This window comes from Anaerolineales bacterium (assembly GCA_015075725.1).
In the GTDB taxonomy this organism is placed as follows: domain Bacteria; phylum Chloroflexota; class Anaerolineae; order Anaerolineales; family Villigracilaceae; genus Villigracilis.
The window spans coordinates 3,517,821-3,530,796 of the sequence record JABTTV010000001.1; the positions used below are offsets into that span (position 1 = coordinate 3,517,821).

Genomic DNA, 12,976 nt, shown 5'->3' on the forward strand with positions numbered 1-12,976 from the left:
GGCTCTGAGGGGATCAGAACAAAAGAAAGAAAACGATCACCCCGATAAGGATGCTTCCGCCAAATATGGCGAGTCCGACGAAAATTCCTGTGAACATCTCAGGACTCGCTTTCTGTCTGTTCGGCGGAACCCGATTCAGTCTGTGGTGATTGGTGTTCTCCGGACATCGATTCGGATACAGGTGGGGATGCTGTTTTATTTTTACGATCCCTTCGCCAGCCAAGGATCATGCGATATACATGCCCCAGATTGCGGCGTTGTTCGGCGGTCAGTTCGATTTCCTGGGTGGGCTGTTCTAACATGCTGCACCCCTGTCATCGGTTTCGGCAGATAACTCGGTTTGTTTGTCTCCGCCTGCCAGTTGTCCCTCGATCAGTCCAAGACGCTTGAGTTCATTTCTGATGATCAATGCTGCCTGTGACTTCACGGGTCGATATTCCTGTTGGGCTAATTGATTGAGTGCGTTCATTTCTGGTTCGAGAAGGTATATGACAACTCTGGCCATGTTCAACCTCGCTTGGGTTAAGATAAAAGAGCCACGTACAGCGGCTCTTTTACACGGCGGGAGTCAATTAATTCCCCATTATGAGTCACAGGAATTCTACGGAAATTCCGGCGGCATTATTTGATGGGTATTCTCGATACTCATGTAGCCCCTGAGAGTATTTTTGGAAAATGTAGTGGAGTGAATTAAAGATGAGTCTTATATGGGCGGGTTGGATATGATTGAATATCATCGTCTCTTTTCCTGAATATCCATCTGATGCGTACAATCAGGATAAAGAACAACACTATTCCAATCACAATGGGGAAAAGGAAGAATACAATGCCCACGAGGAGACCGATAAATAATGAATTCATTTTTTACCCGTTAGGTATGATACTGGGTCAAAAAAACACTACGTTAAGTACCATTTCATGCAGTATGAATTGAAATCGGGATGGTAAACGCCTCTATCGTTAGTGTAATGGACCCCATTTGCGTGAAAAATAATTGTATTTCAAAAAGATTAATGCCAAGTAGAAACCGCCATAGACGCAAATCACATAAATCCTATGCTAAATGTAATGTTTTTTAGGCGTTGTTATCAACTTGGATTTACAGATCTCGTTGAAAAAAAATAAAAGCCGCATGAGCAGCGGCTTTTATTGGGGATTACTCTCTCTTGATTTTATGTTCCAGTTTCCTGTTGTAGGGCAGCGTTTTTGCGAAGTTCCTCAAATACCTTTTTTCGATTCTCGTAGAAACTGTTCTCAGACATGCAGGGAGTACCGTCAGCATACGTACCAAATTCCTGGGAAAGGAATTCGGTCAAGGTCATGGGGTTTCGGAATGGATCGCGATTTTCCCAGGCTAATACGACCCGCATCCAGCGATCAAGCGAGTGGGTGGGAGGTCTGCCGCGCCGTTTCCGTCTATCCATGCTTGCCAGCATTTGGGTTGTGTTTGAAATCCCTGATTCGAGCAGGCTCGTCTGAGGTTGAACTTCCTCATATCCCAGCAACGAAAGGAAATATCCGGTCTTTCTGATGGATCGGTGAATTTGCCAAAGGTCGATTCTGCGATGTCGAATGAAACGGTCCAGGCTCCAGCCGGCGCGCATTCCAACCATTATTAACGCCAGGATAAGAATGGACATGAGTGCTGCCGCAACTTCGGCGAGTTCCTCCCCAAATCTTGTTTGAATTCGATGGAAGACCCAGAGGATCGAACCAAACAATAATCCACCGAATATGGACAAAATCAAATACAGCACCATCCGTAATTTAGGATGAATATGACTACGTTTGGTGTATTTAGACATAAGGCTAAAATTTTAATTGAGAAGCCCGAAAAAATGAATGTGAAAAAACTTACAATCACCTAACTACGAATTCATGAAATTCCCCAAGCCAATGGCCGTCGTATCGAATACATACTCCTTGCGACAAGCAAACTTACTGCCATCCAAGTTATAATTAATTTTGGGAGAATTGTTTTATGGACGATTGGTTGACTACCTATGATGCTGCGCGTGTAAGCGGCTATAACCCGGATTACATCCGTCAATTGATTCGATCTAACAAAGTGGTGGGGCGAAAGTGGGGACCGTCATGGCAGGTCAGCCGGCGTTCCCTGGAAACTTATATAAAGCATGCAGAGAAACTGGGGGAACGTCGCGGAGCAAAGCCAAAGCCTGGTTCAAAAAGACGATAAATCGATGGGGCGGGGGATTATTGACTTTTGATTTCTGTGTAGTATAATTATCGTATCAGTACGATAATTATATCTGTTGAAACGGGCCGTGAATGTGGTGGAACACACGCACGACCCTGACCCAACCCACCGATAGAAGCGGAGGGACGGGCTGACTTCATTATATCAGCCCAGTTTTCACGCCCTGGTGGGATTCACCGGGGCGATTTCTTTTCTGACCGGGCAGAATGAGGTCGCTCCAATAATCAAAAGGAGCCATCTGATGCTAAACATGAATCCAAGTCCACGAACAAAAGCTATTTCGATCCTTTCCAAATTCCGCCAGGAGTGGCAGGAGGCAGCAAGCGGAAAGAGCCTGTTGGAGGTTGAAGGAAATATCGGCATGGTATTAGCCGATCTTGTGAATTCCTTTGAACTTGCCTCCCATGAACAATCCCTTGTGTTGGGACCACAGCTCTTTGAGGAAATGCGGGAAATCCTTTACCAGCCGTCCCGCAACTAAGCGACAGCCAGCCCGGTCTGGCACTGCTAATCCTATACCATTCCCCCAAAAATAATATTACCCCTGAAGGAAGATTATGAATACAATTAAACGTGCTGTACTATATGCAAGAGTTTCCAGCGATGACCGCGGCAAGGAAGGACGTAATCTGGCAGGACAATTGGAAATGTGCCGGGATTTTGCACTCGACAATGGATGGCAAGTCATTGCAGAATTAGCCGAGGATGATCGTGGTGCATCCGGCGCTTCATTTGAATTACCTGAACTTAATCACGCACGTGATATGGCGCAAAAAGGGGAGTTTGATGTATTGGTGGTTCGCGAGATTGACCGCCTCAGTCGTAAGCTTGCGAAGCAACTTATCGTTGAAGAACAATTGAACCGGGCCGGTGTCGAAGTTGTTTATGTACTTGCCAGTTACGAGAACTCGCCGGAAGGGCGTTTGAACAAACATATTCGTGCGACTATCGCTGAATACGAACGTGAGAAAATTGCCGAGCGCATGGTGCGCGGAAGGCGGCAGGTGGTCAAAAACGGGAAGATTATGCTTCACGGAAATAAGCCCCCATTTGGTTATCGCTTATCAGAGGATGGAAAAAATTTGGTAATTCATGAAGAGGAGGCAGCAGTCGTACGAATGGTTTACAGGTTTTATGTTGAGGGCGACGAACGTGGAAAACGTCTGTCTGCACGTGATATTGCCAAAAGATTGACCGCAATGAAAGTTCCCACCTGGGCGGATATTCGCGGGATGTTCAAAAAGCGCGGAAAAGGAGAATGGTCCGGGAGGTTGGTCATGCGGATTTTGGGTTCAGAAACATATGCAGGCCATTGGCATTACGGAAAGCGAAACACTTTCGGAGGTTACCACCCGAACAACGCCCGTGAATGGTGGCTGTCCTTTGATGTACCGGCGATTGTCTCTGAGGAAACATGGAAACGCGCACAAATTCAACGAAAGTTGAACACCAGTGAATCACTTCGCCATATAAAGAGAGAGTATTTACTTCGGAGTCGGGTTAGGTGTGGTTTGTGCAAAAGCAGTGTCAATTGCTATGCTACTCGACCAACTGGTAAGGAGCTTCGATATTATCTTTACTATCGTTGTAATGGTTATATGGGGAACATTGCCAATGTCGAGTGCAACCTTCCGAGTTTTCGAGTCGATATTGTTGACCCATTGGTTTGGAACTGGGTAAAAGATCTCCTCACGAAACCCGGGGTGTTGGAGCATGGACTTGCTGAGTATCAGGAAGGAAGAGAGCAGTTCTGCGCTCCGATTCGCGATCGCTTGATTGTTTTGGAGGATCTATGGCAGGGTTCAAAATCTCAACTGGATCGTGTTCTCGATCTATATATATCTGGACAGGTTCAAAGGGAGTTGCTGATTGATAAAAAACAACAATTGGAATCGACCCTTGCAGCTTTTGAGAAGGAACGTGATGAATTGAATTTGAACCTGGAATCGGAAGCTTTAACAGATAATGAGATTCGTCAAATTGTGGAATTCGCTGCTCAGATTGCAGAGGGGTTGGAGCCGGGCGACGAATCGTTTGAAGATCGCAGGAGAATTATTGAACTGTTGGATGTGAGAGCATCTTTTATAGTGGAAGACAATCAAAAATATGTAGATGTATGGTGTTTCTTGGGTAGAAACAAGTTATCGATTGGGGACCCTACTTCTCGAAATGCGGAACGCGCCAATGATCGTCGGTGCTGTAGCGAGAGAAGCCGCCGCCGACCACATCGTACATCCCGCCGCGCGCCATGGTTTTGAGACAGTGTTCGATGAGTTTGAGATATTCATCCTGTTTGCGCGCAATCGCATGATGAAGTAAAAATTCGAGCGCCATGGGCTGGGGGAATTTCGGCGCGTCACCCCAACCGCCCGTGCCCCAGTAATACGCCGCCTGAATGGCTTTTGCGATGGCGTCGAGATGTTCTGACGTCAGTCGTTCATCCCCGTCGAGTTTTACTTGAGAATGTAGATGCTGATAGACCTTGACGCCGGTATCTTCTATTTCATTGCGTTGATTTTCCCAGGCATTTGCAAGCCCTTCCAGCACCTCCCGAAATGATGGCATGTTGTATCTGCGGGTCGGCGGGAAGTACGTGCCTGCGTAAAACGGCTTGAGGTCCGGCGTCAGGAACACGGACATGGGCCAGCCGCCCGAGCCAGTCATTGCAATGGTCGCCTGCATGTAGATGTTGTCGAGGTCGGGGCGCTCCTCGCGGTCCACTTTGATGTTGACGAAATGCTCGTTCATGAACGCCGCGGTTTCGGGGTTTTCGAATGACTCATGTGCCATGACGTGACACCAGTGACATGCGGCGTACCCTATGGATAGAAAGATCGGTTTGTTTTCGATTTTGGCTTTATTCAATGCTTCATCCCCCCAGGGAAGCCAATTCACCGGGTTTTCTGCATGCTGGAGAAGGTAGGGGGAGGTTGCAGTTGCAAGACGGTTGGACATATTGCCTTTGAAAGGAGTGGTCTACGAATTATATCGGATAGCACGTATTTTCAATTCCTGGATTTACGGGTATCATGCCCGCACAATGAAACAAGGACTGGTCAACTGAAATGATGGAAAAAAACAAACCGATCTATATCGTCTCCGGCTTGCCGCGCTCGGGGACATCGATGATGATGAAGATGCTCGAAGCGGGCGGGTTGGAAATCCTCACCGATAACATCCGCACGGCGGACGACGATAATTTGCAGGGCTATTATGAATTCGAGCGGGTGAAGCAATTGAAGGAAGGGGATATCGCCTGGGTGGGCGATGCACGGGGGAAGGTCGTCAAGGTCATCTCCGCATTACTGGAACACCTGCCTTCGGAATATTCCTATAAGGTCATCTTTATGGAGCGTGAGATGATGGAGATCCTCGCCTCCCAGCGCAAGATGCTCGAGCGGCGTGGAAAGACAGGGAATCCCGCGGAGGATGGAAAGTTTGCCGAATTGTATGGGAAACACCTGGACAAGGTCAAAGCCTGGCTGGGGGCGCAGCTCAATATGGATGTATTATTCGTCCGGTATAACGATCTTTTGAAGGCGCCTGCTGAATTTGCAGCAAAGTCTGCGGACTTCTTGGGAATCCCGTTGGATACCCCGGCCATGATCGCTGTCCCTCAGGAGCAGTTTTACCGCCAACGGAAGTAAAACGGAGTTGCAATCCGGCTCACAAATACGGTTCGTTCGACTCGTCCAACCGGGTCTTGACCATGTCAACCATTTCGGCAGCGGTTTCCCTTTTCGTTTGGGACAATTCGCTGAGTTCTTCCGGGTCTGACTTTACATCGTATAGTATGAATCGTTCCTTATCCGCGTCGATTTCCTTATAACCGGTGTAGTAGACGAGTTTGTAATTGTCCTGCACGAGCATCACGCTGGCTTCGGTAAGAGGCAAGGCCGGGTCGTTATATCTTGCCTGCACAGCCATCACACCGCTTGTCCCTGAACCAGAGGCGGAGGCGTATGGCGGCAGGATCGATCCCTCTGCCCAGGCGGGAATCTCGTGCCCGGTGAGATGAAGAAGCGTGGGCATCAGGTCGATGGCTGAGGTGGGAGCGTAGACATCCCGCCCGGTCTGATTTCCCGGCTCGAAGATCAAAAGCGGCACGCGCACGACGGGCTGGTACAACGCCGCAGTGGAATGGGTCCAAATGCCGCGCTCGAAGAGTTCGCCGTGATCGGAGGTGAAGACAAGCCAGGTATCATCCAGCAAGCCCGAGGATTCGAGTTTGTCGAAAAATCTGGCGAATTCGTTATCGAGATCGAGAATGAATTCGTCGTAGGGAACCCGCCATTTGTTCAGGAAATCGTCCGACCTGCCTTCGGTGAACAGGTCTTGGGGTTTGCTTAATGGTTTGAACGAATCGTATGAAAAGACCCCGGCGAAATCTCTGTTCGGCTTGTAGGGGTAATGCGGCGGCAGGAAGTGGAAGTACCCCATGAAGGGTTGGGGGATTTCAGACATTCGAGCCCCAAGAGCGTCAATGCTCTGGTCGAGCATGAAGTAATTGTCCTTGTTGACGTTGGGTAATCCGTACGGATACCGGTCAGCGACGTCCTTAACTTTGCTGTTGCGGTATTGTTCGTAGAACGACGAAAGGAACAATGAATAGGAATATCCCTCGGTGCGTTTAATGGTCCGCGCCCAGGCGACAGTGGCGGCGTCTTGATCGTTCCTGAAGGCGGATTGGATGAAACCATCGTTGAAGATAAAGAACTTATCCTGCGGGATGCGCTCGTCCATGTCGCTTAAAAACTGACTAAAGAGCGTGTTGACGAGTGTGTTGTGGGAGTAGCCGATGCAGTAATAATCGTCGAAGGCGCGGAAGATGCTCTTCCCGGCGAAATCATCTTTCATGCCGTCATTGAATCGGATGGCGCGATGGGTCCAAGGAAGGGTCCCGGTCAGGAGAGACGCCGTTCCAGGCGTGGTGTAATTTCCGCCGGCGTAATGATTGTGAAAGACCGTTGCGCGTTTCGCCAGCCGCGAAAGATTGGGCATGGTGTCGCGCTCGTATCCATACAATGAAATGTTATATGCGCTCAATGCGTCGAAGACGACGATCACAACGTTCTTCTTATCACCCTGCAAGCGACTCCCGGCAAGTTGAATGGAGGGCGGGATGACCAACCCGAGTGAAGCAAGCCCTGCGAGTTTCAGAAAATCGCGCCTGTTTATTCCGCCGTTCATCAAATCCTCACAGATTGCGAATCAGCACAACGACGAGCGCTGCCGCGTCGAAGAACAGATAAAGCAACATCAGGATGGAGAGCCGGTCGATGGATTCATGGACGAATCCCAACACCTTGTCGGATTTCAAAATGAACCATACCGGAAAAAGAATCGATATCGCCGATGCCGCCAGCGCAACCGCGTACAAGGTCACGAGAGGTCGTCCGGTTGCGGCCGCGAGGCTGACCAACCAGGCGGGAGTATCCAGTTCATTCAGGAAATAGTATTGATTGAAGATCGACCAGAGCGAGAGGATGATGATCAGTGCGCTCATCAACCCGACGCGCCTCTTTTCCCCCCATTTGTTCGACACGAAAAACCCAAGCAGCACCACCACGAAGAAGACAATCGCGCTTTCGATGAATGCAAAGAGCAAGCCATAAGCGATCACGCCGACGGCATCCCACGAGTTGGTGCGCGCAGCGACCCAGTCGAAATCGCGAAAGGCGAGGATGAACGTCCAGATATGAAGCGGCAGGGCGCACATCAGGAACAGGGTCCACAATCCCTGCCGGGAATAATATTTAGAGATAGCCAAGGTCCTTTAACCTCTTTTCGATCTCATCCTGGTCTTCATCGCTGTATTTGGGCGGCGGCGCGGACGACTGAGTCTTTAGGTCTTTTCCGATCGTGAGCGCAGGGATGTCTCTGTAGGAGGGTGAAGAAAAATCTGCAAGCCCTTCGTTCGAGAATATCACACCGGGAACGGCTCTCGAATCGAAACAGTGATCCGCCTCCCAGTGTTCTTCATTCTTTTGGATCGCTTCGCCCCGCCATTGACCCAGGCCTGTCTCTGCCGAGCCGCGATAAGGCGGGCGATAGCCGACGAAGATGTCGGGACCGTGTTCTGCAAGCGGACCATCGAAAGCTTCCCGGCGAATCAAGGCTGATTGAATCACAGACTCCCCATTCGGGCCATTCCATCCAAGGAGTTCATCCTTCAGTTTGGCGAGAAGTTGCGCCGCATCGTTTTCATTGACGATGCCTCTGCCTTCGCGCCCGGCGAGGTTGACATAAAGACTGTTCAAACCCAGAGCGTAGGCTTGAGTCTGAGACCAGTCCACAGACCGAAGGTCGGAGGAGGCGCTGTCCTGAGCTTGTCGAAGAGCGGGGTTTTCCGTCTTCAAATAACCGCGCTCTGCCAGCCATCCATTCAAGTGGACTTTGTAATCGAAGTGACCGAATCCATGATCGGAGACGATGATGATGCGGGTTTTTTTGTTTCGAGAGGCTTTTTCCATTATTCGTCCAACCATCAGGTCGAGGCGTTTATACCAGGCTTCGATGACATCCTCGCGGCGCTTGAAGAACATATGCTGGACGCGGTCAAGACTGTCGAATACGCAGGCGAGCAAACCCTCATTGAACGAATCAAGCGCATGGATTAGCACGCGCTCGCGTTCCTCGTCGATCATTTCGCAAAGTTTGAGGAATTGTTCGTCGTCGATGATATTTTCATTAAGCGCCGTCGTATCCTGGGGCCAGCCAAGCGTGAGGAACGGTCCGTTCTTGATCCATTGATCCTGGATGAAGTTTTTCGGTGTGGCATAGGGCCAGGGCGAGGCGAGGGGGTGAAGTTGCAGCGGGAGGAAATAAATGGAAACGGGATCGAGATCGATAAGAATGGCGCGGCTGATGGCTTTAACAGTCATGCCGAGACCCAACGCGAAGGGTAATTCAAGGAAACCGCTCCATTCGCCGGGTTTCAAAATTACTTTTTGCTTTGCGACATACAGAGTTGCGGCGCCGTCATTGACTTCAAACTCAAAATCGATATTTACTGTGCCGGTCTTTTTAGCCGGACCTTCAAGCGTGCCGGTATATCTCGACCCTTTTACAACCAACTTACGGACAGCGGTTTTTCTTTCCGGGTCGGTTGGAAGTTCTTCGACCGAAAAAAAAGTTCCCACACCAAGACGCCCCAATATATCCGGCGTGCCCAAACCGGGGATGGTTTGAACCGGCGAGGCTTGCCTGGCGGGAAATGTTGCGGGCCACCACATCGAAGTGGCGGGATAACCCTCCTCGACCATCTCATCGAAGATCGTCCGCGCGCCGTGAGGGGGGATGAATTGCCGACCCAGCAAGCCTTTTTGGGTCGGCAGCAATGAGACCTGCAAACTGTAGTTGGCGGGGTTGCGATGCACGAAGTCGAACATGCCATGACCGCCGGGATTCATGCCGGTGGCGATGCTCGTCCATGAAACTTCGCTTTGCGGCGGGTCCGATACGCGGAAACGCGAATAGCCACCAGCCTCGAGCAGTTTGCTTAAGTTTGGCGTTTTGCCTTGCGAATGGAGTCTTTCAAAAAAAGCCGGGTCGAATGCATCCAACCCGATGATGAGAGTTCGCATGATTTTATAACAAGGAGGCGACTGTCGGCTGCATAGATGACCGCCTCCTTTGTTTTGCAGCAGTTATTTCTGTTCTGAAGTGTTATCCGCGCCTGTCTCGTTTTCTTCCTTGCGCATGGACCGGCGCCATTTGGCGATGGTCATTTTGATCTTGCCGGAGAACATCAGCACCGCGCCGGAGACCACGCCGAACGCAACCGCGAGAATTTGTGCCAGCATTCCGCCTGAACTTGGGTCGATATACATATATTCCTCTTTTCTTTATCTTGCTCGGCTTGGATTATAACAAAACCCGCACCCATTTTCTCAAAGAATTGACGAGGAACACCGCTTCGCACCCGGCCAGGTCTTGGACCCTGAGCACCCGTTCCTTCACCTCGCCGCGAGCGATCAGCTCCGCCCGAAACGTGCCCCCCAGTAGCCCGCATTCAACGGGTGGAGTAAAAAGGTTTCCAGCCATCTGCACGACCAGATTGCCAATGGTAAATTCCGTCAGCTCGCCTTTTTCGTTGAAAAGCAGGACATCGTCAAATCCTGCGACCGCCGCTCGTTCATAAGGTTCCCGATTGGTGGTTTTGTGGAATAAGAAACGGTCGTTTGAGTTGACGGGTCCACCCGCCAGGCAAACTTTGAATATTTTGTCGCTCGGTTGGAAACCTCTGGCTTCGCCAGAGACTTCTCCTTTCGAGTTCAAAAAGACTTTTACCCTTTGGGGCGCATCCAATCCAGAGCTTAATCCGATCAAAAACTGCCTGATTTTTTTCCCTGGATCCTCTGCGGCGAAACTGAAATATTCCGCTGAGTCCAATATCCGCGCGATATGACGATCAAGGAGATAATATCCATCTTCCGGCGTCCAAAGCATTGTTTCAAAAAGGCAAAATTCCTTTTGCGGTGGGTCGGTGAGTACGCGGGCTTTGAGCAGGGCTTCGTCATACTCATCGGCAGGCGTGGAGTCCCAAACAATGCCGCCGCCGACCCCGTACTCGGCTTTGCTCTCTTGCTTATCGACCAGCGCCGTGCGGATCGCGACATTGAATCGCGCTTTGCGGTTTGGGGCGATATAACCGATGCTGCCGCAATAGATCTTTCGCGAACTGGTCTCCAAGTCGGCGATGATTTCCATTGTGCTGACCTTTGGCGCTCCAGTGATGGAGGCGCAAGGAAAGAGTGCGGAGAATATTTCCGTCACCGAGGCGTGGATCTTTGCCTTTACTGTCGACGTCATTTGAAATAGGGTGGGATATTTCTCAATGGTGAATAACTCTGGAACATGCACACTGCCTATCTTTGCGATCCGCCCGATATCATTGCGGATCATATCGACGATCATCACATTTTCGGCGCGATTCTTGATAGATGCGCGTAGCCAATTCGAGATATTTTTATCTTCCTCATTGGTTCGTCCCCGAACCGCGGTTCCTTTCATGGGTCGTCCGGTTATGTCTTCACCATCCAAATCGAAGAATAGCTCATGCGATGCGGAACAAATCGCCCAGTCTCCAATATCCAAAAAAGCTGCATATTTATTTTGAGAATGGGCGAGGTGAGCGAAGAGGCGGAGGGGATCGTCATGGAAATCGGCGCTGAGCCGCATGCTGTAATTGACCTGGTAGGTTCTGCCTTCTGCAATGTGTCCTTTGATGTTCTGGATGGCAGTATTGTAGGCTTCCTTTTCAGTATCGGGATGCCAGGTGGTCGGAGAGAGAATTCCGAAGTCTTGAAAAACTTCGAAATTCTGAAGCTCTTGTAATTCGTCATACAATCCAAACCACAAAAGCGGAAAACCCTGCGAGGGGATTACCTTCAGGGCGGGATCGAAAGCGGGCGCGGCATCATAACTGACGAAGCCTGCGGCAGTCCAGCCTTTTTCGTCGACCAGCCTCTCCACCTCCCTCAATCCCTTGCGGACATCCTCCAACTTACCGGTTACAATCACCTGGCGCGGACGGGAAAATTTTAACCACGCGTCATTCTGTTTGAGAATCACATCGCCGATCAAAGGAGCCTCTGATGAACAAAATCCTTGATATTGTACCGCGCTGGCTTCCCGCCCTGGTATTGATGATCGTCATCTTCGCGGTTTCTTCGCGCTCATCCGATGAACTGCCGAACTTCGGCGGCTGGGATTATTTCCTCAAGAAAAGCGCTCATGCTTTTGGGTATGGATTGCTTGCTCTGTCCTACCTGCGCGCACTACCGAAGCGGAATTACTTCCTCGCCTGGTTTTTTGCCATCCTCTACTCCGCCACGGATGAATTCCATCAATCCTTTGTGCCAGGCCGCAGGGCATCTTTGATCGATGTATTCGTTTTCGATAACTTAGGGGCGATGATCGCGTTGATCATCCATCGGTATTATTTTTCCGCTCGCAAATCGGATTGATCGCGATTGCCTCATTCGAATCGGCGGGGTTACTTCCTCTCATCCCATACTTATTGATTCCTCTTAGAATGCGCGCTCAATTCTCGAGTCGTAGAGGAAGCATTGTTCGGTCAGTTGGAAAGTCTGTATTACATCGCCCGCGCGTTCGTTGAAGGGCAGCCGGTCTTGTTCGTATTGGTCAGCGGATTGATCCCCGCTGTGATCTCGGTTTTGGGCGAAATCTTGATGTATTGGGCGGCGCGCCTGGGCGGACGTCCGCTGGCGTGGCGGGTGGCGAGCCGCTTCCGTATGAACACCCGTCACATCGACTGGACGGAGAATGTATTCAAGCGCTGGGGGGTGATGTTGGTCATGTTCGGGCGCATCCTGCCCGGTGTGCGGACCATGGTCAGTTTGCCCGCGGGAATCACGCGCATGAACTTCGCCTTGTTCTTCGGCGCATCCTTCAGCGGGGCGTATATGTGGAATACGCTTTTGGTGGGGGTCAGTTATATGTTGGGATTCAAGTTGACGATTCTTTAGAACATCCTAATACTCGCTCGCAAATTTCGCGTGGACCCAGAGAACTCCTGGCGTTTATTCATTACGCGGACGAGACCGCCGAAGCCAGGGTCTTTGCCTTTGAGGAGGGCGTGGAGTTTGCGCAGCATGGATATTCCATCCACGAATAAACGATCCGGTGGGCGAGTCTATAGGAATTCGTGAAGGTTTTTATTCGTGGATGGTTGTCTGCGAATTTCATTTTTTTGTTTCCACGTACATTTCGGCGAAGTGTTCCATTAACGGA

15 protein-coding genes are annotated in these 12,976 nt (G+C 50.3%); 5 read left to right on the forward strand and 10 right to left on the reverse strand.

Translation table 11 applies throughout. The annotated features are described in order from the left end of the window. Positions 1-98 precede the first annotated feature (98 nt). The 3 genes from HS100_17040 to HS100_17050 form a co-directional block, all read right to left on the reverse strand. Complete coding sequence (locus HS100_17040) at positions 99-302, reverse strand: hypothetical protein (GenBank protein MBE7435625.1); 204 nt, start codon at positions 300-302, stop codon at positions 99-101. After that, positions 296-469 carry a hypothetical protein gene (locus HS100_17045; protein MBE7435626.1) on the reverse strand — a complete coding sequence of 58 codons (174 nt, stop codon included), beginning with the start codon at positions 467-469 and terminating at the stop codon, positions 296-298. The genes HS100_17040 and HS100_17045 overlap by 7 nt, the downstream gene beginning before the upstream one ends. A 703-nt stretch (positions 470-1,172) precedes the next feature. Next, a complete protein-coding gene (locus HS100_17050) occupies positions 1,173-1,805 on the reverse strand; it encodes a hypothetical protein (GenBank protein MBE7435627.1) in 633 nt (210 codons plus the stop codon). 654 nt (positions 1,806-2,459) lie between these two features. Between HS100_17050 and HS100_17055 the strand changes: the two genes are divergently transcribed. After that, positions 2,460-2,699 (forward strand): hypothetical protein, encoded by a 240-nt coding sequence (locus HS100_17055; GenBank protein MBE7435628.1) that lies wholly within the window; start codon positions 2,460-2,462, stop codon positions 2,697-2,699. A gap of 76 nt (positions 2,700-2,775) precedes the next feature. Beyond that, positions 2,776-4,476: a recombinase family protein gene (locus HS100_17060; protein ID MBE7435629.1), complete on the forward strand. Its 1,701-nt coding sequence runs from the start codon at positions 2,776-2,778 to the stop codon at positions 4,474-4,476. Here the strand turns inward: HS100_17060 and HS100_17065 are convergent. After that, positions 4,376-5,173 carry a thioredoxin domain-containing protein gene (locus tag HS100_17065; protein MBE7435630.1) on the reverse strand — a complete coding sequence of 266 codons (798 nt, stop codon included), beginning with the start codon at positions 5,171-5,173 and terminating at the stop codon, positions 4,376-4,378. The genes HS100_17060 and HS100_17065 overlap by 101 nt on opposite strands. 113 nt (positions 5,174-5,286) lie before the next feature. Here HS100_17065 and HS100_17070 point away from each other — a divergent pair, with 113 nt between their 5' ends. Next, the gene (locus tag HS100_17070) at positions 5,287-5,865 is read left to right on the forward strand and encodes a sulfotransferase domain-containing protein (GenBank protein MBE7435631.1); all 579 of its coding nucleotides are present in this window, start codon (positions 5,287-5,289) and stop codon (positions 5,863-5,865) included. Between the two features lie 19 nt (positions 5,866-5,884). Here HS100_17070 and HS100_17075 read toward each other — a convergent pair whose 3' ends face one another. The 5 genes from HS100_17075 to pabB form a co-directional block, all read right to left on the reverse strand. Beyond that, positions 5,885-7,408, reverse strand: a complete 1,524-nt coding sequence (locus HS100_17075; protein MBE7435632.1) for a sulfatase-like hydrolase/transferase — start codon at positions 7,406-7,408, stop codon at positions 5,885-5,887. 7 nt (positions 7,409-7,415) lie between these two features. Continuing rightward, positions 7,416-7,988, reverse strand: a complete 573-nt coding sequence (locus HS100_17080) for a hypothetical protein (protein ID MBE7435633.1) — start codon at positions 7,986-7,988, stop codon at positions 7,416-7,418. Beyond that, a complete protein-coding gene (locus tag HS100_17085; GenBank protein ID MBE7435634.1) occupies positions 7,975-9,804 on the reverse strand; it encodes an alkaline phosphatase family protein in 1,830 nt (609 codons plus the stop codon). Before HS100_17085 ends, HS100_17080 begins: the two co-directional genes overlap by 14 nt. A gap of 63 nt (positions 9,805-9,867) precedes the next feature. Then, the gene (locus HS100_17090; GenBank protein ID MBE7435635.1) at positions 9,868-10,050 is read right to left on the reverse strand and encodes a hypothetical protein; all 183 of its coding nucleotides are present in this window, start codon (positions 10,048-10,050) and stop codon (positions 9,868-9,870) included. Between the two features lie 34 nt (positions 10,051-10,084). After that, a complete protein-coding gene (gene pabB, locus HS100_17095) occupies positions 10,085-11,794 on the reverse strand; it encodes an aminodeoxychorismate synthase component I (GenBank protein MBE7435636.1) in 1,710 nt (569 codons plus the stop codon). A 32-nt stretch (positions 11,795-11,826) separates the two neighbouring features. On the opposite strand from pabB, the gene vanZ reads away from it, so the two are divergent. After that, complete coding sequence (gene vanZ / locus HS100_17100) at positions 11,827-12,189, forward strand: VanZ family protein (GenBank protein MBE7435637.1); 363 nt, start codon at positions 11,827-11,829, stop codon at positions 12,187-12,189. A gap of 102 nt (positions 12,190-12,291) precedes the next feature. Beyond that, the gene (locus tag HS100_17105; protein MBE7435638.1) at positions 12,292-12,711 is read left to right on the forward strand and encodes a VTT domain-containing protein; all 420 of its coding nucleotides are present in this window, start codon (positions 12,292-12,294) and stop codon (positions 12,709-12,711) included. 61 nt (positions 12,712-12,772) lie between these two features. Here HS100_17105 and HS100_17110 read toward each other — a convergent pair whose 3' ends face one another. Then, positions 12,773-12,931, reverse strand: coding sequence for a hypothetical protein (locus HS100_17110; GenBank protein ID MBE7435639.1), 159 nt, complete (start codon positions 12,929-12,931; stop codon positions 12,773-12,775). Between the last annotated feature and the right edge of the window lie 45 nt (positions 12,932-12,976).